23 protein-coding genes and 1 tRNA gene are annotated in these 23,224 nt (G+C 66.0%); 9 read left to right on the forward strand and 15 right to left on the reverse strand.

Going from position 1 to position 23,224, the window contains the following annotated elements; genetic code table 11:
• The first annotated feature begins 36 nt into the window (after positions 1–36).
• On the forward strand, positions 37–852 hold the full coding sequence (locus CRJ03_RS04270; protein WP_104017675.1) for a cyclase family protein: 816 nt from the start codon (positions 37–39) through the stop codon (positions 850–852).
• A 10-nt stretch (positions 853–862) separates the two neighbouring features.
• Here CRJ03_RS04270 and thrS read toward each other — a convergent pair whose 3' ends face one another.
• Positions 863–2,842 (reverse strand): threonine--tRNA ligase, encoded by a 1,980-nt coding sequence (thrS, locus tag CRJ03_RS04275; RefSeq protein WP_104017676.1) that lies wholly within the window; start codon positions 2,840–2,842, stop codon positions 863–865.
• Between the two features lie 261 nt (positions 2,843–3,103).
• Between thrS and CRJ03_RS04280 the strand changes: the two genes are divergently transcribed.
• From CRJ03_RS04280 to CRJ03_RS04295, 4 genes are all read left to right on the forward strand, one after another.
• On the forward strand, positions 3,104–3,349 hold the full coding sequence (locus CRJ03_RS04280; RefSeq protein WP_104017677.1) for a hypothetical protein: 246 nt from the start codon (positions 3,104–3,106) through the stop codon (positions 3,347–3,349).
• Between the two features lie 74 nt (positions 3,350–3,423).
• Positions 3,424–4,182, forward strand: coding sequence for an alpha/beta hydrolase (locus CRJ03_RS04285; RefSeq protein ID WP_104017678.1), 759 nt, complete (start codon positions 3,424–3,426; stop codon positions 4,180–4,182).
• Positions 4,182–5,159, forward strand: coding sequence for an alpha/beta hydrolase (locus tag CRJ03_RS04290; RefSeq protein WP_104017679.1), 978 nt, complete (start codon positions 4,182–4,184; stop codon positions 5,157–5,159). The genes CRJ03_RS04285 and CRJ03_RS04290 overlap by 1 nt, the downstream gene beginning before the upstream one ends.
• A 79-nt stretch (positions 5,160–5,238) precedes the next feature.
• Entirely contained in the window at positions 5,239–5,967 is a 729-nt protein-coding gene (locus CRJ03_RS04295; RefSeq protein WP_104017680.1) for an alpha/beta fold hydrolase, read from the forward strand.
• A gap of 12 nt (positions 5,968–5,979) precedes the next feature.
• On the opposite strand, the gene CRJ03_RS04300 is transcribed toward CRJ03_RS04295, so the two are convergent.
• From CRJ03_RS04300 to CRJ03_RS04315, 4 genes are all read right to left on the reverse strand, one after another.
• Positions 5,980–7,764, reverse strand: coding sequence for an ABC transporter ATP-binding protein (locus CRJ03_RS04300; RefSeq protein WP_104017681.1), 1,785 nt, complete (start codon positions 7,762–7,764; stop codon positions 5,980–5,982).
• Between the two features lie 67 nt (positions 7,765–7,831).
• Positions 7,832–8,644, reverse strand: a complete 813-nt coding sequence (locus tag CRJ03_RS04305) for a CE1 family esterase (RefSeq protein WP_104017682.1) — start codon at positions 8,642–8,644, stop codon at positions 7,832–7,834.
• Between the two features lie 100 nt (positions 8,645–8,744).
• The gene (locus tag CRJ03_RS04310) at positions 8,745–9,113 is read right to left on the reverse strand and encodes a hypothetical protein (RefSeq protein WP_104017683.1); all 369 of its coding nucleotides are present in this window, start codon (positions 9,111–9,113) and stop codon (positions 8,745–8,747) included.
• Positions 9,114–9,159: 46 nt separating this feature from the next.
• The gene (locus CRJ03_RS04315; protein ID WP_104017684.1) at positions 9,160–9,474 is read right to left on the reverse strand and encodes an ArsC/Spx/MgsR family protein; all 315 of its coding nucleotides are present in this window, start codon (positions 9,472–9,474) and stop codon (positions 9,160–9,162) included.
• Between the two features lie 176 nt (positions 9,475–9,650).
• Here CRJ03_RS04315 and CRJ03_RS04320 point away from each other — a divergent pair, with 176 nt between their 5' ends.
• Positions 9,651–9,857, forward strand: coding sequence for a cold-shock protein (locus CRJ03_RS04320; protein ID WP_104017685.1), 207 nt, complete (start codon positions 9,651–9,653; stop codon positions 9,855–9,857).
• Between the two features lie 45 nt (positions 9,858–9,902).
• Here CRJ03_RS04320 and CRJ03_RS04325 read toward each other — a convergent pair whose 3' ends face one another.
• The 10 genes from CRJ03_RS04325 to acs all read right to left on the reverse strand — a co-directional run bounded on the left by CRJ03_RS04325 (position 9,903) and on the right by acs (position 20,139).
• Positions 9,903–10,178 carry a hypothetical protein gene (locus CRJ03_RS04325; RefSeq protein ID WP_104017718.1) on the reverse strand — a complete coding sequence of 92 codons (276 nt, stop codon included), beginning with the start codon at positions 10,176–10,178 and terminating at the stop codon, positions 9,903–9,905.
• 126 nt (positions 10,179–10,304) lie between these two features.
• Positions 10,305–10,378: transfer RNA gene (locus tag CRJ03_RS04330), tRNA-Gly, on the reverse strand.
• Between the two features lie 56 nt (positions 10,379–10,434).
• Positions 10,435–12,501 (reverse strand): 3'-5' exonuclease, encoded by a 2,067-nt coding sequence (locus CRJ03_RS04335; protein WP_104017686.1) that lies wholly within the window; start codon positions 12,499–12,501, stop codon positions 10,435–10,437.
• On the reverse strand, positions 12,498–12,878 hold the full coding sequence (locus CRJ03_RS04340) for a response regulator transcription factor (protein WP_104017687.1): 381 nt from the start codon (positions 12,876–12,878) through the stop codon (positions 12,498–12,500). Before CRJ03_RS04340 ends, CRJ03_RS04335 begins: the two co-directional genes overlap by 4 nt.
• A gap of 34 nt (positions 12,879–12,912) precedes the next feature.
• Positions 12,913–13,419, reverse strand: coding sequence for a hypothetical protein (locus CRJ03_RS04345; protein WP_104017688.1), 507 nt, complete (start codon positions 13,417–13,419; stop codon positions 12,913–12,915).
• A 3-nt stretch (positions 13,420–13,422) separates the two neighbouring features.
• Positions 13,423–15,264 carry a DUF294 nucleotidyltransferase-like domain-containing protein gene (locus CRJ03_RS04350; protein WP_104017689.1) on the reverse strand — a complete coding sequence of 614 codons (1,842 nt, stop codon included), beginning with the start codon at positions 15,262–15,264 and terminating at the stop codon, positions 13,423–13,425.
• A 115-nt stretch (positions 15,265–15,379) separates the two neighbouring features.
• Entirely contained in the window at positions 15,380–17,161 is a 1,782-nt protein-coding gene (locus CRJ03_RS04355; protein WP_104017690.1) for a sodium:solute symporter family protein, read from the reverse strand.
• 14 nt (positions 17,162–17,175) lie between these two features.
• Positions 17,176–17,436 (reverse strand): DUF4212 domain-containing protein, encoded by a 261-nt coding sequence (locus CRJ03_RS04360; protein WP_050662583.1) that lies wholly within the window; start codon positions 17,434–17,436, stop codon positions 17,176–17,178.
• 68 nt (positions 17,437–17,504) lie between these two features.
• The gene (locus CRJ03_RS04365) at positions 17,505–18,191 is read right to left on the reverse strand and encodes an adenylate kinase (RefSeq protein ID WP_104017691.1); all 687 of its coding nucleotides are present in this window, start codon (positions 18,189–18,191) and stop codon (positions 17,505–17,507) included.
• Between the two features lie 13 nt (positions 18,192–18,204).
• Positions 18,205–20,139 carry an acetate--CoA ligase gene (acs, locus tag CRJ03_RS04370; RefSeq protein WP_104017692.1) on the reverse strand — a complete coding sequence of 645 codons (1,935 nt, stop codon included), beginning with the start codon at positions 20,137–20,139 and terminating at the stop codon, positions 18,205–18,207.
• Positions 20,140–20,423: 284 nt separating this feature from the next.
• Here acs and uvrB point away from each other — a divergent pair, with 284 nt between their 5' ends.
• From uvrB to CRJ03_RS19815, 3 genes are read left to right on the forward strand one after another with little or no spacing between them, the layout of a single operon-like run.
• Positions 20,424–22,625: an excinuclease ABC subunit UvrB gene (gene uvrB, locus CRJ03_RS04375; RefSeq protein ID WP_104017693.1), complete on the forward strand. Its 2,202-nt coding sequence runs from the start codon at positions 20,424–20,426 to the stop codon at positions 22,623–22,625.
• A gap of 56 nt (positions 22,626–22,681) precedes the next feature.
• Entirely contained in the window at positions 22,682–22,879 is a 198-nt protein-coding gene (locus CRJ03_RS19810; protein ID WP_165375231.1) for a hypothetical protein, read from the forward strand.
• Complete coding sequence (locus CRJ03_RS19815) at positions 22,872–23,144, forward strand: type II toxin-antitoxin system RelE/ParE family toxin (protein WP_165375232.1); 273 nt, start codon at positions 22,872–22,874, stop codon at positions 23,142–23,144. Before CRJ03_RS19810 ends, CRJ03_RS19815 begins: the two co-directional genes overlap by 8 nt.
• The last annotated feature ends 80 nt before the right edge of the window (positions 23,145–23,224 follow it).

Here is a 23,224-nt window from a genome sequence, read left to right on the forward strand (position 1 = left end):
TCCGCGCCATGATCCAACAGCAGAGGAGAAAGATCAATGTGTGACGCCTGTATCATCAACGCGGTCAAGGACAGGATGCTGTCGCGGCGCGGCTTTTTCACGGCGGCGGCCGTGGCCGGCGCGGGGGCGACGCTCGCGCCCCTCGGCGCGCCCCCGGCTCTTGCCGCCGGGCACGGTGCGGTCGAGGACTTGACCCATGCCTATGACGCCGATTTCCCCACCTATTTCGGTGCGCCCGGCATCTCGACCGAGCAGAATTTCAACTTCGAAGAGCACGGCTTCAACCTGCTGACGCTCACCGTCAACGAGCACACCGGCACCCATGTCGATGCGCCGCTGCACTTCTCCGCCGATGGCGCATCGGTGGACGAGATCCCCGTGGGCAACCTCGTGGCCCCGCTCTGCGTGATCGATATCGCCGCCCGCGCCGCCGACGATGCCGACGCGCAGGTCACGCCCGACGACCTCAAGGCGTGGATCGCGGCAAATGGTCCGATCCCGGACGGCGCCTGCGTGGCCCTCCATTCGGGCTGGGCGGCCAAGACGGGCAGCGACGCATTCCGTGGCTTCGACGGCGAGGCGCAGCACTACCCGGGCTTTCATGTCGAGGCCGCGCAGATGCTGGTCGAAGAGACCGGCGCGCGCTCCATCGCGTCGGACACGCTCTCGCTCGATCACGGGCCTTCGGCGGATTTCGCCACGCATTACGCCTGGCTGCCCACGGGTCGCTTCGGGATCGAATGCCTGGCGGGTCTCGACAAGGTTCCGGCGGCTGGGGCCACCATCGTGATCGGCGCGCCCAAGCATCGCGGCGGCACCGGCGGCCCGGCGCGGATTTTCGCGCTGGTCTGAGGCGCGCGCCTCAGACCATGTCCGGCGGGGTCGCCTCGCCGGCCAATTCCGGCACGATCTCGTCGAGCGCCACGGTGCGCGTCGACTTCTCGCCGAGACGGCGCAGCGACACGCTGCGCTCTTCGACTTCGCGCATCCCGCAGGCGAGGATCACCGGCACCTTGCCGACGGAATGCTCGCGCACCTTGTAGTTGATCTTCTCGTTGCGGGTATCGGCCTCGGCGCGCACGCCGCGCGCGCGCAGGTTTTCGACCACCTCTTGCACGTAATCATCGGCATCCGACACGATCGAGGCGACCACCACCTGCCGAGGCGCGAGCCAGAAGGGCAGCCGCCCGGCATGTTCCTCTATCAGGATGCCGATGAAGCGCTCGAAGCTGCCAAGGCAGGCACGGTGCAGCATGTAGGGCCGGTGCTTGGCCCCGTCCTGCGCGATATAGCTCGCGTCCAGCCGCTCGGGCAGGTTCGGGTCCACCTGGAAGGTGCCGCATTGCCACACCCGGCCGATCGCGTCGGTGAGGTAGAAGTCCAGCTTCGGCCCGTAGAACGCGCCATCTCCCGGCTCCAGCGTGTAGTCACGGCCCACGGCCTTGATCGCATTTTCCAGCGCCCCTTCGACATAGTCCCAGCTCTCATCCGTCCCGACACGCTTCTCGGGGCGGGTGGCAAAACGAATCTCGAATTCGGGGAAACCAAGCTCGCGGTAGATATCCGCAAGGAAGTCGATGAACCGCGCGCACTCCTCCTGGATCTGCTCCTCGGTGCAGAAGATATGCGCGTCGTCCTGCGTGAAGCCGCGCACACGCATGATCCCGTGCAGCGCACCCGACGGCTCGAACCGCGCACATGATCCGAACTCGGCCAGCCGCAGCGGCAGGTCGCGATAAGACTTCAGACCCTGGTTGAACACCTGAACGTGGCAGGGGCAGTTCATCGGCTTCAGCGCATTGATCCGCGTCTGCGACTTGTTCTTCACCGCCGCGTCGTCGTTCTCGCCGTCGCGGCTTTCGTCCACCTCGACCACGAACATGTGGTGCTGGTACTTGTCCCAGTGGCCCGAGGCCTCCCACAGCTTGCGGTCTACGACCTGCGGCGTGTTGATCTCGCGATAGCCACCCGCGCGCTGCTTGCGGCGCATGTAATCCTGCAACTCGGTGTAGATGGTCCAGCCGTTGGGGTGCCAGAAAACCTGGCCCGGCGCTTCCTCCTGCATGTGAAACAGGTCCATCTCGCGGCCAAGGCGGCGGTGGTCGCGGCGCTCGGCTTCTTCGAGGAAGTTGAGATACGCCTTGAGCTTGTCGCGGGTCTGAAAGGCGACGCCGTAGATGCGTTGCAGCATCGGGCGGCTGCTATCGCCGCGCCAATACGCGCCGGCCACGCTCATCAGCTTGAAGGCGTCGGCGGGCACCTGCCCGGTATGTTGCAGATGCGGGCCACGGCACAGGTCCTGCCAGTGCCCGTGCCAGTACATGCGCAGCGGCTCGTCGCCCGGGATGGCCTCGACCAGTTCCACCTTGTAGGGCTCGCCCGTCTGCTCGTAATGCGCGATCGCGCGGGCACGCTCCCAGACCTCGGTGGTCACCGGATCGCGCGCGTTGATGATCTCGCGCATCTTGGCCTCGATCCGGCTCAGGTCCTCGGGCGTGAACGGCTCTTCGCGATCGAAATCGTAATACCAGCCATTCTCGATCACCGGGCCGATGGTGACCTTCACATCGGGCCAGATCTCCTGCACCGCGCGGGCCATGATATGGGCGAGGTCATGGCGGATGAGTTCGAGCGCGGGGCCCTCGTCCTTCATCGTGTTGATACCGATCGCGGCGTCGCGCGGGATCGGCCATTGCAGGTCCCAGTGCTGCCCGTCGACATGGGCCGAAATGGCCTTTTTTGCCAGCGACACCGAGATATCGGTCGCCACCTCGGCGGGGGTCACACCAGCGGGGTAGCTGCGCGCATTGCCATCGGGAAAGGTGAGGGAAATATCGGCCATGTCACGGCTCCTCGTCGGTTTGGCGCCCACGGAACGCCCGGTTGCGGGTATTTCGCCGCCTCATGCCCGCATCCGCCGCCGAGGTCAAGGGGGAGAAGGTGCACGACGGTATGCGACCGTATATCGCAACCTATTGACGCAGTTCAAAAAATCCGATGGACATGTCGCGAATGCTGCCGTAAGTGCCGCTTATCGGTCACGCAACAATATTGCGCTGCGACCGCAAAGCCGCGGCGCGGCAAGGCAGAGGAAACACCGGACATGCCGGGATATAACGAGACATTCGAACTCTCCGTCGAAGACATGGACCTGATCGAGACCGCGCTGCGACAGACCAAGGCCGACCTGTCGGCGCGCACGCTCACCGATCCGGTGCAACATGACAAGACCGCCGACGCCCTGCCCGAGGCAGACGAGACCCTGCGCCGCATCCACGACCTGCTCGGACGACTGCACAATCAGAAGGTGTTTTACCGGCCGCGCAGAGGCGCCTATATCGGCGGCTGAACACGGGCGAAATCCGGTTTGCACGGGCGCGGGCACCGGTGCATGATCCCTGCCGCAGGGCAAGGGAGGAAGCGATGCCGGAACCATCATGGCACGAGACCGGAGCGGGCCGCCGCCTCGCCCATCACCGGCTGGCGGGGGCTGGGCCGGGGATCGTCTTTCTCGGCGGATTCAAGTCCGACATGGAGGGCACCAAGGCGCTCTGGCTCGAGGACTGGGCGCGGGCACGGGGCCGTGCCTTCCTGCGCTTCGACTATTCCGGGCACGGGCAATCCTCGGGGGCGTTCACCGAAGGATGCATCGGCGACTGGGCAGAGGATGCCCGCGCGGTGCTCGACGCGCTGACCGACGGGCCGCAGATCCTCGTGGGCTCGTCCATGGGCGGATGGATCGCGCTTCTGCTGGCGCGCGCCTGTCCCGAACCGGTGGCGGGCATGGTGGGTATCGCCGCCGCCCCCGATTTCACCGAGGATTCGATGTGGGCCGGGTTTGACGAGTCCGACCGCCACCGGATCATGGAGGAAGGGCAGATCGCGCTGCCCTCGGAGTATGGCGAGCCCTACATCATCACCCGCCGCCTGATCGAGGACGGGCGCGATCACCTCGTCCTGCGTTCGCCGCTCGACCTGCCCTTCCCGGTTCGATTTCTGCAAGGCACCGCCGATGAGGATGTGGATAAATCCGTCGCCTTGCGGCTATTGGACCACGCCACCGGGCCGGACATGCGGCTGACACTGGTCCGCGGGGCGGATCACCGCTTTTCCGATCCCGACTGTCTCGACCTCATCGGCGCGGCGCTGGACGAGGTAAGCGCGCGGGCGGACGCGGGATAATGCGCTGGCTGCTGCGCGCGCTTCTGGCGGTCGCTCTGCTCGTCGCGGCGGGTCTGCTTCTGGCCCCGCGCGAGCCGGTGGAAATGCCGCCACCCTTCGACGCGGGCAGGCTAGACAGCGGCGTGGACAGCTATCTCGCGGCGCGCGAGGCGCGGTATGACGACATCCGCCCCGACAGCCACAAGCGTGTGATCTGGGCGGGCGCGCCCGAGACGCGCACACCGCTCGCCATCGTCTACCTGCATGGCTTCTCCGCCTCGAGCCAGGAAATCCGCCCGGTGCCGGACATGGTGGCGCAGGCACTTGGGGCCAACCTCGTCTATGCCCGCTTCCGCGGCCACGGGCGCGACGGCGACGCGATGGCCGAGGCGACGGCCTCGGACTGGCTCGCCGATGCGGCCGAGGCGCTGGCGGTGGCGCGCGCGGTGGGCGAGCGGGTGGTGATCCTCGCCACCTCGACCGGGGCCACGGTGGCCACGCTGACCCTTTCCGATCCGTCGCTGCGCGAAGGTGTGGCAGGAGCGATCCTCGTCTCGCCCAATTTCGGGATCAACAACCCGCTGGCCCCGCTGCTGACGTGGCCGGGCGCGCGCTACTGGCTGCCGCTCATGGCCGGGCAGCGGCGCCGCTTCGCGCCGCGCAACCCCGTGCAGGCGGCGGAATGGACCACCGAGTATCCCAGCGCGGCGGTGTTTTCGATGGCGGCGCTGGTGGCACGCGCCCGCGCGCTCGACCCGGCGACGGTCCCGGTGCCCGCGCTCTTCTACTACTCGGATGCGGACACGGTGGTGCGCCCGGACCTGACCGACAGCGTGCTGGCCCGCTGGGGCGGCCCCGCCATGCGCATCGCGCCGGTGCTGACCGAAGGGGACGACCCGTCCGCACATGTGGTGGCGGGCAACATCATGTCACCCGGCAGTACCGCCGCCGCGGCAATGGCAATGATCGCCTGGATCGAAAAGAGCATCGCGCCTTAGCCCTTGCACGCGCAGCGGCGGCGGTGCCATGCTCGCCAAAGGACGGGGGCAAGAGACCCCCGGAATCGGGGGTGTTTCGATGAGCGGTGATCCGGTCGTGTTTCTGCCCGGCATGATGTGCGACGCGCGACTCTTCGCACCGCAGATCGCCGAGCTGGGCCAGGACAGGGTGGTGTGCGTCGCGCCGATCACGCGCGGCGAACGGATCGAGGAAATCGCCTCGGGGCTGCTCGACCACCTGCCGCCACGGTTCGCGCTGGCCGGGCTGTCGATGGGCGGGATCGTGGCGATGGAAATCCTGCGCCGCGCGCCAGATCGCGTGACGCGGATCGCGCTGATGGACACGAACGCGCTGGCGGAGACACCGCACTCCTCCGCCGGGTACGAGCCGCTGGTGGCCAAGCTGCGCGCCGGGATGATCGTCGAGGCGGTCGAGATGGTGCTGGGTCAGGACGTGCTGGCACCGGGCGCAGGCCGGATGGAGGTGTTGGCGCAGGTGATCGAGATGGCCGAGGCGCTTGGCACCGACACGCTCGTGCGGCAGGTGCGCGCCCTGCAGCGGCGGCGCGACTACCAGGCAGTCCTGCGCCGTTGCCAGGTGCCGGCGCTGGTGCTGTGCGGGGCCGCCGATGGCCTGACCCCGCCACGGCGGCACGAATTCATGGCCGGGCTGATTCCGGACGCAGAGCTGTGCGTGATCGACGGCGCCGGGCACCTGCCGGTGCTGGAGCAGCCAGCCGAGACCAATGCGGCGCTGCGCGGCTGGCTGGCGAAGCCGCTGATGCTGCAACGACGCGCGGACGCCTGAGCGCCCGCCGGTTCAGCGCGCAGTGCCGGTCTGTTTCTGCGCCTTGTAGAGCTGGGTATAATAGCCCCCCCGCGCGATCAGCTCATCGTGGCTGCCCTGCTCCACCAGCCGCCCCGCCTCGAGCACGAAAATGCAATCTGCATCGGTGATCGACGACAGCCGGTGCGCGACCACGATGGTCGTGCGCCCCTTGGTGAGCCGGGTGAGCGCGGCCTTGATCCGGGCCTCCGTCGCCTGATCGAGCGCGCTCGTCGCCTCGTCCAGAAGCAGGATCGGCGCATCCACGAGAAACGCGCGCGCGATGGCAATGCGCTGTTTCTGCCCGCCCGATAGCTGCGCGCCCTTGGGGCCCACAGGGGTGTCGCCGCGCGCGCGGATCAGGTCGGCGATCTCGGCATTCTCGGCGGCCTGCCAGATCTCGGCGTCCTCAGCCATGGGGTTGACGTAGCGGATGTTCTCCCAGATCGAGTTGTCGAATATCACGATATCCTGCGCCACCACAGAGAACGCGGCGCGCAATGCGTCGAGCTCGAGCCGGTCAATAGGCGTGCCCCCGATGGATATGCGCCCCCCCTGCACGTCATAGAGCCGCGACAAGAGCGACAACACCGTCGTCTTGCCCGACCCGGTGGCCCCCACGATGGCCGAAACGGCACCCCCCTCGAAGCGCATGGACAGACCGTCGAAGAGCGGATGATCGGCGCTGTAGCCAAAGCGCACGTCCTCGAGCAGGATATCGCCGCCCATGTCGAAATCGGTGATCGCGTCCGGGGCGTCGATGATGGTGGGGTGTTCGTGGAACATGCGCCGCACGCGGTCGAGCTGAACGAGATGGGTGGGCAACAGGCCCAGGTACTGCGCCAATAGTCGCGCCGGGTCGAACACGAGCACCATGCCCAAAAGGAACGTGATGATCTCGGCCCCGTCCATGTCAGAATCGGAGCTGAGCACCATGTAGCCGCCGCCGCCGATCACCAGCACGTAGACGAAAGCTGAGGAAAGGTCGATCGAGGGCATCACCAGCGCCTGCGTGCGCTGCACCTTGAGCGTGAGGTCGCGCATCAAGCCGGTGTCACCATCGAGCCGGTCGGTCTCGACCCGTTCCTGGCTTGCGATCTTGATCGTGCGCATGGCCGAGATCGTCTCTTCTAGCCGGTTCATGTAGTTGCCGAGCGCCGTCTCGGCCTCGCCCTGCACGCGCTTGACCCGCGCCGAAACGGCGTTCATCACCCAGATGATGAAGGGCAGAACCACGATCGCGGCCGCGAACAGCACCGGGTTCTTCCAGATCAGGTAGCCCGACACGATCACCACCGTCACCGCGTCGCGCACCGCGTTGGCCGTCCCCAGCCCCATGAAATGCCCAAGCGACTGCGTCTGCATCACGATCCGGTGGATCAACTCGCCCGAGCGCGTGCGCTCGAAATAGCTCAGGTCGAGGGTCATCAGGTGCGCGATCAGGTCGCGGCGCATTTCGTAGATGGCCGAATTGGACACCCAGACAGAGATGCGCGGCACGAAATAGGCCATCGTGCCCCGCACCGTGAAGAGAAAGAACACCGCGGCGCAGACGAAGACGAGATCGCGGACCGAGCCGCTCTCGAAGATCACGCGCAGGCCGTCCTCGGTGATGGCGAGGAACTGTTGATAAACGACCCCCTGCACGAGGATCATGACCAGAACGAGCCCAAGCCACGGCGCGCGGCGGCGCAGGTAGAGACGCCAGAACCAACGCAGGTTATCGCGGTCGGGTCCGGTGAGGAGGGGCGATCTGCCGTCCGGGTCGGGGGTGCTCATTCGGGGCGGTGCCGTCTTGCTGTGTCCTGCCCGCGTCTTAGAGCGTTCAGAGGCCGAGGTCACCCCTTCACGGATAGGATGGTGGCAGGTCGAGCATTTCATCCAGTTGACGGGCGATCCATCCGCGCGGGATGAAATGGCCGCGCGAATGCACGTCAAGCACAATGCGGCCGTCGTCACAGTCCCATGTCGTGCGCGCGAATGTGTCGTGGTCGGTCACCGACCACTTCCCGAGGCGTTCGCCCGGCCCTGCGCATCCCATCCGCCCGCGCCAGAGCCTGACCGGCCATGTCGTCTCGCCGTTGGGGCCAAAGGGGAAATCCATCACCGTGTCCGAGGTGCCATGCACATGGCGCACCTCCTGAGGGGCCTGCGCGCAGGTCTCGGATTGCCGCAAAGTGCCCGACACCGCGAGAAGCGCCGCCACCCCGTCACCGTTCTCGCACGCATAGCGCCACGCCATCGCCGATCCGTAGGAATAGCCCGAGACATAGATGCGGCTGCGGTCGATGGGATAGCGTTTCGCCGCGTCCTCGATCACCGCCGCGGCGAAATCCACGTCATCGGTTCGGTCGGTCCAGAAATCCCATGTCTTGCCCTGCCCGTTGGGTGCCAGTAGCAGCACGCCGCGCCGCCGCGTCGCGCCGGAAATGCGGCCATGCTTGACGATCAACGTACCCTGCCGCATCCAGCCATGAAAATGCAGCAGCACCGGCAGCGGCGTCTTGCCGTCCCAGCCGTCAGGTTCCTTCACGTGGTAGGACCGGTCACCGAGCGCGCAGGGCACCTCTGCGTGACAGCGCGGTGCGACCTGCCCCGCGGCAAGGGCGGGCGCAGGCGTGATGAGGGCCAGAAAAGCGATGGCAAGGGCGTGGCGCATGTGCGGTCCGTCGTGTCGTGTCGCGATGCAACCTAAGAGCCGGTCATGAAATGTCATGTCACAAGCCCGTCAGCCCACGCGCGACAGGCGCCCGCCCGCTCTAGAAATGCGATTTCGGCTCGTCCGGCTTGCCAGCCGCCAGCGCCAGAACGCCTGCTAGCCCCGTCATCCCGATGGGGAACATGGTGAACACGTTGAACCCGAACGCGTAGTAGATGAGCCCGGCGGCGACCAGCAACAACAACCCTGCGGGTAGCGCACGCACCTTCGCCATCGCGCCACCCGCGATCGCCAGCAGCGGCGCGAGGAAACTAGCCGTGCGGATGAGGCCGGGGTCGGCGACCTGCTGCATGAGCCCCTCGACCTCGCCGAATCGGTTCACCGCCTCGGTGTAGCCATAGCTGAAGAACCCCACGAGGACCGCGAGGCATCCGCCGATGATCCCCAGAACCGCTGCCGCGTTACGCATGATGTCTGCCTCTCATACCTGGTGCCGATATAGGTGGTCTCGCGTCTCATCCAAGGAGCGCGGCCTGCACCTCTTTCCCCCAGCCGAGGTAGAGCGTGCCGTCCGCCTCGATGAGCGGCCGCTTCATCACGGCGGGATACGCGGCAATGAGCGGCAGCGGCGCGTCCGCGCGCGCCTCCTCGCTCAAACCGCGCCACGTCGCCGATTGCCGGTTGACCAGCGCCGCCCCGAACCGCGCCAGTGCCGCCTGTGCCACCTCTTCGGGCAATCCCTGGGCCCGCACGTCGTGCAGCCTTGCCCCGGGCAAGGATTTCAATGCCTTGCGGCAGGTATCGCAGGTTTTTATCCCGTAGACGATCATCGGCTCGCTCCTTCGCGTCCGCCGTCTTAGCGCGCCAGATCCGGGCCGTCACGGAGTTTCGCTTGATTTTTACATTGACAATGCAATCATCACCCCGTGCCGGATGTCGGCATATGGCCCGGCATACTTCCGGGGACGCGAAGACGAAGACGAAGACGAAGACGAAGGAGAACGGAATGCCGACAGGCACCGTGAAGTGGTTCAACACCACGAAAGGCTACGGCTTTATCGCCCCGGACGACGGCGGCAAGGACGTGTTCGTGCATATCTCGGCGGTGGAGCGTTCGGGGCTCACCGGCCTCGCCGACGACCAGAAGGTCGGCTACGAGTTGCAGGATGGCCGGGATGGACGCCAGATGGCGGGCGATCTGACGCTGCTCTGACAGCCACGGGCGTTGCGTGCCCGGCAGATCGTCTTTGGACGAGGCTCAGTCGCAGCCCTTCATCCCGGGCAGACACTCGTCATACCGCGCGCGCGCACTCCGGATGCGCGTGGCAGGATGCTGTTTCGCCTGCTGATAGCTTTGCGCCCGGTTCGGCTCTCCACAGCAGATCACGCCGTTGATCGAGACCGGCTGCAGCCCGGCGGGGCAGTAATTCGCCGTCCCCGCGTAGGCATAGATACCCGGCCCGTCGGCGAGGGCCGGCCCCCCGAGCACGGCGAGCGCAAGCGCCGCGACAACTCCTGTCCTGTGAAATTGCATGTCAAACCCCCACATCGGTAATCACGCGACCGATGGTAAGAGATGCACGGACCCTGTCAATTTCTTTCACCGGAAACAACGCGTTCCCCGCCATGAAGGACGCCGGAGCCGGAGCAGAAAGGGAGGTGGAGCGGGCGACGGGAATCGAACCCGTATCATCAGCTTGGAAGGCTGAGGTCTTACCATTACACAACGCCCGCAGCGACCCTGCGTGTAGAACAGCGCGCCGCGCGGGTCAAGCCGCTGACAGCGCCACTCAGTAGGCTTGCGCCTTGCGCAGCCGCGTCTGCCGCCCTTCCTCGGCGATGGCCCCGCCCAGCGTGGTCACCCCCTTGTCGCGCAACAGCGCCAGCATCCGCACGAACACCTCTGCCGTGGCCACCGTATCGCCCATCGCTGTGTGCCGCGCCTCCGGCGGGATATGCACCCCGAACCGGTCGCACAGCGCATCCAGCGTGTGCTGCCCGGTATGGGAAAACAGCCCCGCCGACATCAGCACCGTGCACAGCACCGGGTTGTCGAAATGTCGCCCGATCGCCTGCTCCTTGAGCCGCAGGAAGGCCAGATCGAACGGCGCGTTATGCGCCACCAGCACCGCACCGCGGCAGAACTCGTGGAATCGCCGCCCCGCCTCGGAGATATCGGGCGCATCCGCCACCATCGCGTCGGTGATGTGGTGCACGCGGGTTGACGCGGGCGGGATTGGCCGGCCCGGGTTCACCAGCGTTTCAAAGCTCTCGCCGCGCAGAATGCGGCCGTTGACGATGCGCAATCCAGCAATCTGCACGATCTCGTCACCGCCGCGCGGCGACAGGCCGGTGGTCTCGGTGTCGAACACGACGAAGTTCAGATCCGACAGCGGCGTGTCGGCCAGATCGCCGCCGGGTGCGGCGGGCAGGTCAAAATCGTAGAACTCGGGCCGCGCGTCGCCGGGGGCGAGCGGCGCGGCGGAAGCGGCAAGCGGCAGCACCACGCGATGGCCCTCCTCCCCGGTCTCGGGCCATATCTCGGTCTGGTGCGCGGCCAGCGCGTCGCGCCCCGAGTAATCGCCATAGGCCGCCGACAGCGGCGCCTTTAGCCAGCCGGTCAACTCTCCGTCGCCCACCGCCGCGCCCGTCCAGCCGAGGAGGAGGCGGATCTCGGCCCCGTCCTGCTCTGCCGCAAGGGTAAAGCCCGCGCGTTTGCCATCCTCGGCAAGGTGCCGCAGGATCACCGACAAGAGCGTGGTGACAGCAAAGCCGTCACAACTCAGCATCGCGTCGCTGTGGGTGATGCGGATATCCGCGCCGCCCTGCGCGCGCACCCCGTCAAAGACGTGGTTGACCGCGACCGGCGACATCGGCCAGCGGCGCGACTTGATCGCGGCGTGGCGGGCGCTCAGGTCGTCGAGGCAGGCAAAGAGCCGCGTCACCTCGTCCTCGATTCCCTGCCGCATCCGCGCGCGTTCCTCGGGGGCGAGATCGTCCACCGATTGCAGCACCTCCAGCAGCGCGCCGATGGTGCCCGCCGGGCGGCGCACCCCCTCCATCAGCGTCGTGAACAGGTGATCGTGGGCGGCGTGCGCGCTCAAGTCCTCGGTCGCATCGCGGAAAATCAGGACGTGGCCCGAGAGTTCCTCGTCCGACAGGATCGGGCTGACGCGACCCAACAGAAAGCGCGTGCCGTCGGCAGAGGCGGCAAGAAAGGTCTCGGCGCCGATCTCGCCACGAATGCGGGCCTCCTGCATCCGTGCGAGCGCGTTCATCACCGGCTCGGGCCGCAGGAATGCCGAGAGCGGGCGATCGAGCCCGATATCGCCCAGCAACTCCTGCGCCATGCGGTTGTAGAGCATCACGCGGTTGTCGGGCGTGGCCACCACCGCCCCCTCGCCCAGGTCACGGAACAGCGCCTCGAACAGCGCCTTTTCGCGGGCGATGCGGGCGGTTTCGCGCTCGACCGCGCGTTGCCGCGCGGCGCGCGCCTCCGAGAGCGCGGCGTTGATCGCGTTGGCGGCAGGGGCAAGCGTGCTGAGATGGCGGGCCTGATCCTGGTCGATCTGCAGATCCACGTCGGCGCGGGCGCGGGTGGTCAGGTCCGAGGCGAGCGAGAGGATCGGCTTGGCGACGTTCTCGTCGAACAAGAGCCCGATCCACGCCGCAAGCCCCAGCACACCCAGCCCGGACAATAGCCCCGCAATCACGTAGCCGTCGGGCGACCCTCCCGCGCGCATATAACCAAGGACCAGCGCCCCCGCGATCAGCGCCACGCCCCCCAATCCGAGCGCGGCGAAGAAGAGCGCAAAGCGCAGTCGCAGGCCAAGCCGCTCGGTCAACCGCTCGATCATGACGCGTCCTCCGCAAGAAGCGCGTGAATCTGCGCCGTGAGATCGGCAGTGGCAAAGGGCTTGGTCATGAAGGCGTCCGCCCCCACGGCCAGCCCCTTGCGCCGCTCCACCTCGCCACCGCTCGCGGTAATCATCAGCACCTTGATCCCCGCGAGCGCCGCGTCGCTTCGGATCATCTGGCAGATCTCGTAACCCGAGCGTTCCGGCAGCATCACGTCGAGCACCACAAGGTCGGGGCGATCCTCGGCCAGCGCGTCGAGCGCGGCATTGCCCGTCGCCACCCGCCGCAGCCGGTAGCCCGCGCGCCCGATCAGGTAGCCGAGCGCCAGCGCGATGTTGTCCTCATCCTCGACGAGCAAAACGGATTTTTGCGACATTGCGGGCCTCCTCTCCCGGTCATGTCCGGCTCAATCATGGCTGGCACAGCGCCTCCAGCAGGGGGTCGTCCGCATCCGCGCTCCGCCACGCGGCCTCGGACGGGTCGGCGAGCGCCGCCTCGCTCACGTCGGCGCGCGCCTGACCCTCACAATCCACCAGTTGCGGACGCTTGGCCGGGGGCGTCCAGCGGGCGAAAAAGTAGAGATCGACCAGCAGGATGTCCGGCGCCTCGGGGTTGGTCTGCACGCTCGAGCGGTCCAGCGCCATGATCCGCGTGGTCTGCGGCACGACATATGTCCACGGCTTCCAGAGCTTGCTTTCCTCGACCGTGACCAGAACATCCACCCCCTCGGGCAGGCTCTCGACGGTGCGCGTGGCCCATGTGTATTCCGACCAGACCGTGTAGCCCAGCATCGCGGCCCCCGCCGCCACCGGCACGGCCCAGCGCGGCAGGCGCCCACCGGTGAGGTGACCCGCGATGAGCGCGAGCCCGGCGGCGGCGATCCCGGCGGCGAAGGTGGCAATGAGTTCAAAGAACATGGGTCATCCTCTCGCCCCGCGCGACTGCCCGAGGGCCGATTGCATCGTCTTGACCACCATGAAGGCGTCGCGCAGGTGATTGCGTTCCAAATCCGACAGATCGGACGGGTTCATGAAATTGTCCGGGCCATGGCCGCCCGCGATCTGTGCCGCCTGATGGCGCAGCCGCGTCTCGGCGATGAGGTCATAGGCGTCCAGCAGGTCATGCGCCCCGCTGTCCGAGATCACGCCGCTCGCGCGCGCGCCCTCGATCCGGTCGCGGGTGCCCGCCTCTTCCAGCGACCCCAGCAGCGCGTAGATGCGTCCCAGGTCGACCACCGGCACCACGCCGGAATGCTTGAGGTCGATGGTGTTCTTGTGCTCGCCCGACCGGATAAGAGCAAACCCCCGGAAGAGGCCCAGCGGCACGGTATGCTTGAGCGCGTTGGAGATCATGTGTGCCACGAAGATCGAGTTCTTTTTCGCCTGCCCCAGCACCTCGGCCTGAAGGTTCTCGAACAGCGCCGTCTCACCGGCGATGGCGCGCAGGTCGAACATGACCGAGGCGAGCATCTGTGCCTCGTTGTCTGGCTGCGCGATCCAGCCCGCGAAGTACGCGCGCCACACCCGGCGCGGCTGCCGCCAGCGCGGATTGGTCGCCATCATGTCGCCCGGGCAGTAGAAGAACCCGCAGGCATCCAGTCCGTCGCTGACGAATTTCGCAAGTTCGGCGAAATAGGCGTCGTGGCTCTCCGGGACAAAGGCATCATCGAGGATAAGGCAATTGTCCTGATCGCTGATGCCGGTCTGCTCGCGCCGCCCCTGGCTGCCACATGCGGCCCAGAGATACGGCACGGGCGGGGGCCCCAGCCGTGCCTCTGCCAGCCGCAATAGGCGGCGCGTGATCGCATCGGTGATGTCGGTGATCCGGCGGGTGATCGAGGCGGGTTTGACCCCTGCCTGCACCAGTTGCGCCAGAAGGCCCGGCACCCGCTCCATCACGTGGGCCATGTCCTGCGCGCCCTCGGCATGTGCGATGTCCGCGACCATGTGGCTCGCGGTGGCGGCCTGCTGGCGGAAAAGGTCGGTCTTGCCGATCATCCCCACGACGCGGCCCGCCTGCGCCACCGGCAGGTGATTGACCTTGAGCTCCGACAACAGCATCAGCGCATCGAGGCCCAGCTGCCCCGGCGCGATGGTCACCGGGTCGGGTGTCATGACCTGCGCCACCGTGATCTTGCCGTCCAGCCCCTCGGCCAGGACCTTGTTGGTCAGGTCATGCGCGGTGATGATCCCGGCCAGCCGGTCATTCTCCATCACCACGACCGAGGAAATCACGTGATCGCGCATCAGCCGCGCCACCTCGGTAATGGTGGTGTCGGGCGCGCAGGTGACGGGATGTTGCGCCATCAGGTCCGAGACCTGAAGCGCGGTGAGACCTGTGGCATAGGGTCCGCTGTCGGTCGGGTCGGTAGGCCGTGCACGCGCGAACCAACGGGCGATGCCGTCACAACTCTCCATAAGGTCCAGGAAATGCGCCGTGGGGATCAGGATCAGGCGCGCATCCTCGGACGTCCGGGCCGTCAGTTGCGCAGTGCCATCGCGCAACAGGCCACGTTCGCCCATGATGTCACCGGGGCCGCGATGCGACACGAGGTCATTGGCCCCGGTCTGGATGTCGAAGGCCCCCGACACGACCACGTAAAGCCCCCTGAGCGCCGCGCCCTTGGCAAAGAGCGTCTCGCCTTTCGCCAGTTCGACCAGGTCGAGGTCCGGCGCGAGCCGCGCGCGCATCTCGTCTGTCAGCGCGTCGAACGGCGCCTGCGCACACAGCGTGTCGATCAGGGCGGGGTCGGTCTCGCGCATCGCCGGGCCTTTCTGGGGAAGTATTTGAAAACAGTCTAAAAGCGCCCGTGATAGCCGTAAATACCGGCGGGCGGAAATCGACAGGGGCGGCCAGCGCCGCCCCTGCCATGTTCGCTCAGTGATCGACAGCCGCTGCCGCACCCCTGGGTACGCGCACGCTTTCGACAAGATCCTCGATCTCTTGCGGGATCGGGGCCGTCATCTTCGACACGGTAAAGGCCACCGCGAAGTTGATCATCGCACCCACCGCCCCGAAGGAGGTCGACTTGATCGTACCAAGCAGCGGATCGGCGTCGGTGAAGCTGTTGGTATCGGGGATGAAGAACCATCCCTTGTGCAGGAAGATGTAGATCAGCGTCACCGCGAGACCCGCGATCATGCCGGCCACAGCGCCCTTGTTGTTCACCTTGGTAAAGATGCCCATCATCAGCGCCGGGAAGATCGACGCCGCCGCCAGACCAAAGGCCAGCGCCACGGTTTGCGCAGCAAACCCCGGCGGGTTGAGGCCCAGGTAGGTGGCCACCACGATTGCCGCCGCCATCGCGATACGGGCCGACAGAAGCTCACCCTTCTCCGAAATGTTCGGGCTGAACCGTCCCTTGATCAGGTCGTGGCTGACCGCCGAAGAGATGGCCAGCAACAGACCGGCAGCCGTCGACAGCGCAGCGGCAAGACCACCGGCCGCGACCAGACCGATCACCCAGCCCGGCAGGTTGGCGATCTCGGGGTTGGCCAGCACGAGGATGTCACGGTTGAAGTTGGTCAGCTCGTTGCCTTCCCACCCATTCGCGGCAGCCTTTTCCTGCATCTCGGCGTTCTTGTCGTTGTAGTACTGGATACGCCCGTCACCGTTCTTGTCTTCCCAGCCCAGCAGGCCGGTCTTCTGCCACGTGGCCATCCAGTCATACTTGGGATCGGTGTCGATCTGCTCGACGGAAACCGCCTGCGCATCGGTGCCATTGGGCCACATCAGCTCGGTGATGTTGAGCCGTGCCATCGCACCCACAGCCGGGGCCGTGAGGTAGAGCAGCGCGATGAAGACCAGCGCCCAGCCCGCCGACCAGCGGGCATCTGCCACGCGGGGAACGGTGAAAAAGCGCATGATGACGTGCGGCAGACCGGCGGTGCCGATCATCAGCGACAGGGTAAAGAGCACCATGTTGAACGTATCGCCATGATGGGCGGTATACTCGTTAAAGCCCAGTTCGCGCACGATCTGGTCCAGCTTGGCCAGAAGTGGCTCGCCGGAGGCGACATGATCACCGAAGAGACCCAGCGCCGGGATCGGGTTGCCCGTCAGTTGCAGCGAGATAAAGATCGCCGGAATGGTATAGGCCATGATCAGCACGACATATTGCGCCACCTGCGTATAGGTCACGCCCTTCATGCCGCCGAACACCGCGTAGGCAAAGACCACACAGGCACCGATCAGCAGACCGGCGGTGTTGCTGATCTCGAGGAACCGGCCAAAGGCCACGCCAACACCGGTCATCTGGCCGATCACGTAAGTGAGCGACGCCACGATCAGGCAGATCACCGCCACCATGCGCGCGGTCGGGCTATAGAACCGGTCGCCGATGAACTCGGACACCGTGAACTTGCCGAACTTGCGCAGGTAGGGGGCCAGCAGCAGCGCCAGCAGCACGTATCCGCCCGTCCAGCCCATCAGGAAGGTCGAGTTGTCATAGCCGGTAAAGGCAATGAGGCCCGCCATCGAGATGAACGAGGCGGCCGACATCCAGTCAGCAGCGGTGGCCATGCCGTTGGTGACGGGGTGAACCCCCCGGCCAGCCGCATAGAATTCAGAGGTCGATCCGGCGCGTGCCCAGATCGCGATGCCGATATAGAGCGCGAAACTCGCGCCCACGAACAGCAGGTTGAGTGTAAACTGATCCATTGTCCCCGGCTCCCTTATTCTTCACCGACGCCGTGTTCGGCATCGAGCTTGTTCATCCGCCAGGCGTAGAAGAAGATCAGCGCCAGAAAGACCAGGATCGAGCCTTGCTGCGCGAACCAGAACCCAAGGTCGGTGCCGCCCACGGCGATCCCCGACAACATGGGGCGCAACAGGATGCCGAACCCGAACGAGACCAGGGCCCAGATCACCAGGCTCCAGAGAATGATGCGCACATTGGTCTTCCAATATGCCTTTGCAGCTTCCTTGTCGGACAAAGCGTGTCCTCCCTTTGTCAAAGGTTTCCTCCTGCCCGGGCCGGGACCATCCTGGCGCGGGCGTTCCCTTACGCGACGGCCTCTCGGACCACCGCGGTCAGTGCTTGGGCCACGGCGTCGATATCGCGCATGGCATCGACGCGGGCGAGCACGCCCTTGCCGTCGTAATAGTCGATGAGCGGGGCGGTCTGCGCGTGGTACGCGCGCAGCCGGCTCTCCACCGTCTCGGCATTGTCATCGGCGCGGCGGGTCATCTCGGTGCCGCCGCACTTGTCGCAGGTGCCGTCCACGGCGGGGGTCTTGAACGTGTCGTGATACCCCTCGCCGCAGCCCGCGCAGGTGAAACGCCCGGAAATGCGCGTCACCATCGCGGCATCGTCCACCTCAAGGCTGATCGCGACGCGGATGTCTGCGCCCATGTCCTCCATCAGCCCATCCAGCGCCTCGGCCTGTACCGTGGTGCGCGGAAAGCCGTCGAGAATGACGCCATTCGCGCAGTCGGGCTCGGCCAGCCGGTCACGCAGGATCGCGATGACGATCTCGTCCGAGACCAGATCGCCCGCCTCCATCACCGCCTTGGCCTGAAGCCCCGCCTCGGTGCCCGCCTTGACGGCGGCGCGCAAAAGATCGCCGGTAGAGAGCTGCACCAGCCCGAATTTCTCCTCGAGCATGCGCGCCTGCGTGCCCTTGCCCGCACCCGGCGGCCCCAGCAGGACAAGGTTGGCTTGGGTGCGGGGGGTGTCGATTCCGTCCATCGTCACAGCCCCCTCACGCGCCGGCGCGGTTGGCGATGAGATCATCGACCACCGACGGATCGGCCAGCGTCGAGGTGTCGCCGAGGCTGTCAAAGTCGTTCTCGGCGATCTTGCGCAGGATGCGGCGCATGATCTTGCCCGAACGGGTTTTCGGCAGGCCCGGTGCCCATTGAATCACGTCCGGCTTGGCAATGGGGCCAATTTCCTGACGCACCCAGTTGGCAAGCTGCGTGCGCAGCTCGTCCGTGGGCTCGACCCCGTCCATCAGGGTGACGTAGCAATAGATGCCCTGCCCCTTGATGTCGTGCGGATAGCCGACCACGGCGGCCTCGCTGACGGTCGCATGCGCAACCAGCGCGCTTTCCACCTCGGCGGTGCCCATGCGGTGCCCCGAGACGTTGATCACGTCATCGACACGACCGGTGATCCAGTAATCGCCGTCCGCGTCCCGGCGGCAGCCGTCGCCAGAGAAATAGTAGCCCTTGAACATCTCGAAATAGGTCGAGACGAACCGCTTGTGATCGCCCCAGACGGTGCGCATCTGCCCGGGCCAGCTATCCTTGAGCGCCAGAACGCCCTCGGTCGCCCCCTCCAGCTCGTTGCCCTGATCGTCGAGCACGACGGGGGCCACGCCAAAGAACGGCTTGGTGGCCGAGCCGGGCTTGGGATCGGTCACGACGCCGGGCAGCGGCGTGATGAGGATGCCGCCGGTCTCGGTCTGCCACCACGTGTCCACGATGGGGCAGCGGCCCTTGCCGACATTCTCGTTATACCAGTTCCAGGCCTCGGGGTTGATCGGCTCGCCCACCGAGCCGAGGATGCGCAGGCTCGACAGATCGCTGCCCTCGACCGGCGCGGTCCCCTTGCCCATCAGGGCGCGGATGGCGGTGGGGGCGGTGTAGAACTGCGTGACTTTGTGACGCTCACAGACCTGCCAGAAACGGCCCGCATCCGGATAGGTCGGCACGCCCTCGAACATCAGCGTGGTGGCCCCGTTGGCCAGCGGGCCATAGACGATATAGCTGTGGCCCGTCACCCAGCCCACATCGGCGGTGCACCAGTAGATGTCCCCGGGATGGTAGTCGAAAATGTATTCATGCGTCATCGACGCGTAGGTGAGATAGCCCCCCGTGGTGTGCACCACGCCCTTCGGCATGCCGGTTGAGCCAGAGGTATAGAGGATAAAGAGCGGATCCTCGGCATTCATTTCCTCGGGCGGGCAATCGGTGCTGACCTTCCCGGCCTCTTCATGCCACCAGAAATCGAGGCCCGAGCGCCACGCCACCTGATCGCCGGTGCGCTTGACCACGAGGCATTTCACATCGTCGGTGTCATGCAAAAGCGCCTGGTTGACGTTGTCCTTGAGCTTGGTCTTGCGGCCACCGCGCGGCGCGTGATCGGCGGTGATCACCAGCTTGGCGTCGCAGCCATTGATCCGCGCGCCCAGCGCATCAGGCGAAAACCCCGCGAAAACGATGGAGTGAATGGCCCCGATGCGGGCACAGGCCAGCATCGCATAGGCCGCCTCGGGGATCATCGGCAGGTAGATCACGACGCGGTCGCCGCGCCCGATTCCGAGGTTCTTCAACACGTTGGCCATCTTGCAGACCTGCGCGTGCAACTCGGCGTAAGTGATGTGCAGCGCCTCGTCGGTGGGCTCGTCGGGCTCCCAGATGATGGCGGTCTGATCGCCGCGCGTCGCCAGATGCCGGTCGATGCAGTTTGCCGCCACGTTGAGCGTGCCGTCCTCGAACCACTTGATCGAGACGTCGTCATAGGCGAACGATGTGTTCTTCACCTTCGTGTAGGGCTTGATCCAGTCGAGCCGCTTGCCGTGCTCGCCCCAGAACCCCTCCGGGTCGCGAATCGATTCGGCATACATGCGCGCATAGTTTTCGGCATCGATGTGAAATCCGCTTTCCCCAACGGCAACTACACTCTTGTCCATAACGGGTTGTCCTCCATCCCTTGTGTGTTCGTGCGTCGTGGTCACGCACGGAAACGTCTCCCGGGACGGAGTTACAACAAAATCGGTAAAAAATTAACGTTGGGGAAATTATCCAGGAAAATCATGTGAAAATATGGACGTCTGCGGCAAATGAGTTGTAAATAACTTTACTATTTCGGAGTTCGATCGCCCGCCGCCACGTACCCAGCGGTCCGACCTTGCCCAGCTCCCTTGATCCCGCGGCCAAAGCGCACAATTGTGAGCCAACCCGCCACGGAGACCCGATGCCCTACGCCCATTCCGACAAGACGCCCCCCGTGCTTGCCAACCCCGCGCCCGAAGTGCGGGAGCGCGACAAGCTCGAGGGCGGCAAGCGCTTCGTCATGCACACCGAGTACGAGCCGGCGGGCGACCAGCCCACGGCCATTGCGGAACTGAGCGAGGGCGTGCGTGACGGCGAGCGCGACCAGGTCCTGCTCGGGGCCACCGGCACAGGCAAGACCTTCACCATGGGCAAGGTCATCGAAGAGACACAGCGCCCCGCCATCATCCTCGCCCCCAACAAGACGCTGGCCGCCCAGCTCTATGGCGAGTTCAGGGGCTTCTTTCCCGAGAACGCGGTGGAATATTTCGTCAGCTTCTACGACTACTACCAACCCGAGGCCTACGTGCCGCGCTCGGACACCTTCATCGAGAAGGAATCCCAGATCAACGAACAGATCGACCGGATGCGCCACTCGGCCACCCGCGCTTTGCTCGAACGCGACGACGTCATCATCGTGGCCTCGGTCTCGTGCATCTACGGCATCGGTAGCGTCGAGACCTATGGCGCGATGACCCAGGATCTGATCGTGGGCCGCGAGTATAACCAGCGCCAGATCATGGCCGACCTCGTCGCCCAGCAATACAAGCGCAACGACCAGGCGTTCCAGCGCGGCTCCTTCCGGGTGCGCGGCGACAGCCTGGAAATCTTCCCCGCCCACCTCGAGGATCGCGCATGGCGGCTCTCGTTCTTCGGCGAGGAACTGGAGAGCATCACCGAATTCGACCCGCTGACCGGGGAAAAAACCGACAGCTTCGACAAGATCCGCGTCTACGCCAATTCGCATTACGTGACGCCAAAGCCGACGATGCAGCAGGCCATCATCGGGATAAAGAAGGAGCTGCGCCAGCGGCTGGATCAGCTCGTCGGCGAGGGCAAGCTGCTGGAGGCGCAGCGGCTGGAGCAACGCACGCAATTCGACCTCGAAATGCTGGAGGCCACCGGCGTCTGCAACGGGATCGAGAACTACTCGCGCTACCTCACCGGCCGCGCGCCGGGCGAGCCGCCCCCCACCCTCTTCGAGTTCATCCCCGACAACGCCATCGTTTTCGCCGACGAGAGCCACGTCTCGGTCCCGCAGATCGGCGGCATGTACAAGGGCGACTACCGGCGCAAGTTCACCCTCGCCGAGCACGGCTTCCGCCTGCCCTCCTGCATGGACAACCGACCGCTGAAGTTCGAGGAGTGGAACGCGATGCGCCCGCAATCGGTCTTCGTCTCGGCCACCCCGGCGGCATGGGAGATGGAGCAGACCGGCGGCGTCTTCACCGAACAGGTGATCCGCCCTACCGGCCTTATCGACCCACAGATCGAAATCCGCCCCGTCGAGACACAGGTCGACGATCTGCTCGACGAGGTGCGCCGCGTAGCCGAGGCAGGCTATCGCACGCTCTGCACCACGCTGACCAAGCGCATGGCCGAGGACCTGACCGAATACCTGCACGAACAGGGCATCCGCGTGCGCTACATGCATTCCGACATCGACACGATAGAGCGGATCGAGATCCTGCGCGACCTGCGCCTTGGCGCCTTCGACGTGCTGGTGGGGATCAACCTCTTGCGCGAGGGGCTCGATATCCCCGAATGCGGGCTCGTCGCCATTCTCGATGCCGACAAGGAGGGCTTCCTGCGCTCGGAAACCTCGCTCATCCAGACCATCGGGCGCGCGGCGCGCAACGCCGACGGCCGGGTGATCATGTATGCCGACCGCATCACCGGCTCGATGCAGCGCGCCATCGACGAGACCGACCGCCGCCGCGCCAAGCAGCTCGCCTATAACGAGGAACACGGCATCACCCCCGCCACGATCCGCAAGAATGTCGAGGACGTGCTGCAAGGGCTCTACAAGGGTGACGTGGACATGAACCGCGTGACCGCGAAGGTCGACAAGCCGCTGGCGGGCGCGAACCTGCAGGCGGTGCTGGAGGGGCTGCGCACCGACATGCGCAAGGCCGCCGAGAACCTGGAATTCGAAGAGGCGGCGCGCCTGCGCGACGAGGTCAAGCGGCTGGAAGCGGTGGATCTGGCCGTGGCGGACGATCCCCTGGCGCGGCAGCAGGCGGTGGAGAAGGCAAGCGAGGCCGCCGTCGGCTCGCGCGGGCGCTCAACGGCGGGACGACCGGGGCAGCACGGGGGGAATGTGAAGCGGCGGAAAAAGGGCTAGCGGCGCATATCCGCGCGGCCTATATTCTGCGTATGGATACCCGCCTTCAAACCCTGATGGAACGCGCCGACGCCAGCCTTGATGCGCCCTCACGCGCCACGCTGGCCGAGATCGTGGACGGCTTCATCGCCACCCATGCGGGTGCGCCGGACTTCACCGAAGACGAACGCGCCCACCTGCGCCGGATCGACGGCGAGCCTTTCACGCCCGCCGACAGCGAGGCCGTCGCCACCCTCTTCGCGCGGCGTGGCTGATCCGCTCTGGTCGGCCCGCGCGCTGGCCAGCCTGACCGCACAAGACGACTATCTCCGCCCCCTCAACCCCGCCGCCGCCGATGCCGTGCTGTCCGAGATCGCGCGCCTTGTGGCGCTCATTGCGGATTTCCCGGAAATGGGCCGCCGTATCGACGGCATCGGCCTGCGCTACCACGTCACCGCGCGCTACCTGTATCGGGTGATCTACAGGGTGCGGGGGGAACGGGTTGAAATCGTCGAGGTATTGCACCCGAGGCGGGGGTAAGGGAGAGTAAAGCGCGTGGTCAGTCAACGGCGTTGCGGTCGGGGCAGCGTGGGAGAATGTGAAGCGGCGGGGGAGGTGAA

Source organism: Roseovarius nitratireducens (assembly GCF_002925845.1).
GTDB lineage: Bacteria > Pseudomonadota > Alphaproteobacteria > Rhodobacterales > Rhodobacteraceae > Roseovarius > Roseovarius nitratireducens.

Excerpts from the sequence above, each read along its gene's own strand:
- CRJ03_RS04270 (WP_104017675.1), top strand. The coding sequence starts at position 37 with ATGTGTGACGCCTGTATCATCAACGCGGTCAAGGACAGGATGCTGTCG.
- thrS (WP_104017676.1), bottom strand. The coding sequence starts at position 2,842 with ATGGCCGATATTTCCCTCACCTTTCCCGATGGCAATGCGCGCAGCTAC.
- CRJ03_RS04280 (WP_104017677.1), top strand. The coding sequence starts at position 3,104 with ATGCCGGGATATAACGAGACATTCGAACTCTCCGTCGAAGACATGGAC.
- CRJ03_RS04285 (WP_104017678.1), top strand. The coding sequence starts at position 3,424 with ATGCCGGAACCATCATGGCACGAGACCGGAGCGGGCCGCCGCCTCGCC.
- CRJ03_RS04290 (WP_104017679.1), top strand. The coding sequence starts at position 4,182 with ATGCGCTGGCTGCTGCGCGCGCTTCTGGCGGTCGCTCTGCTCGTCGCG.
- CRJ03_RS04295 (WP_104017680.1), top strand. The coding sequence starts at position 5,239 with ATGAGCGGTGATCCGGTCGTGTTTCTGCCCGGCATGATGTGCGACGCG.
- CRJ03_RS04300 (WP_104017681.1), bottom strand. The coding sequence starts at position 7,764 with ATGAGCACCCCCGACCCGGACGGCAGATCGCCCCTCCTCACCGGACCC.
- CRJ03_RS04305 (WP_104017682.1), bottom strand. The coding sequence starts at position 8,644 with ATGCGCCACGCCCTTGCCATCGCTTTTCTGGCCCTCATCACGCCTGCG.
- CRJ03_RS04310 (WP_104017683.1), bottom strand. The coding sequence starts at position 9,113 with ATGCGTAACGCGGCAGCGGTTCTGGGGATCATCGGCGGATGCCTCGCG.
- CRJ03_RS04315 (WP_104017684.1), bottom strand. The coding sequence starts at position 9,474 with ATGATCGTCTACGGGATAAAAACCTGCGATACCTGCCGCAAGGCATTG.
- CRJ03_RS04320 (WP_104017685.1), top strand. The coding sequence starts at position 9,651 with ATGCCGACAGGCACCGTGAAGTGGTTCAACACCACGAAAGGCTACGGC.
- CRJ03_RS04325 (WP_104017718.1), bottom strand. The coding sequence starts at position 10,178 with ATGCAATTTCACAGGACAGGAGTTGTCGCGGCGCTTGCGCTCGCCGTG.
- CRJ03_RS04335 (WP_104017686.1), bottom strand. The coding sequence starts at position 12,501 with ATGATCGAGCGGTTGACCGAGCGGCTTGGCCTGCGACTGCGCTTTGCG.
- CRJ03_RS04340 (WP_104017687.1), bottom strand. The coding sequence starts at position 12,878 with ATGTCGCAAAAATCCGTTTTGCTCGTCGAGGATGAGGACAACATCGCG.
- CRJ03_RS04345 (WP_104017688.1), bottom strand. The coding sequence starts at position 13,419 with ATGTTCTTTGAACTCATTGCCACCTTCGCCGCCGGGATCGCCGCCGCC.
- CRJ03_RS04350 (WP_104017689.1), bottom strand. The coding sequence starts at position 15,264 with ATGCGCGAGACCGACCCCGCCCTGATCGACACGCTGTGTGCGCAGGCG.
- CRJ03_RS04355 (WP_104017690.1), bottom strand. The coding sequence starts at position 17,161 with ATGGATCAGTTTACACTCAACCTGCTGTTCGTGGGCGCGAGTTTCGCG.
- CRJ03_RS04365 (WP_104017691.1), bottom strand. The coding sequence starts at position 18,191 with ATGGACGGAATCGACACCCCCCGCACCCAAGCCAACCTTGTCCTGCTG.
- acs (WP_104017692.1), bottom strand. The coding sequence starts at position 20,139 with ATGGACAAGAGTGTAGTTGCCGTTGGGGAAAGCGGATTTCACATCGAT.
- uvrB (WP_104017693.1), top strand. The coding sequence starts at position 20,424 with ATGCCCTACGCCCATTCCGACAAGACGCCCCCCGTGCTTGCCAACCCC.
- CRJ03_RS19810 (WP_165375231.1), top strand. The coding sequence starts at position 22,682 with ATGGAACGCGCCGACGCCAGCCTTGATGCGCCCTCACGCGCCACGCTG.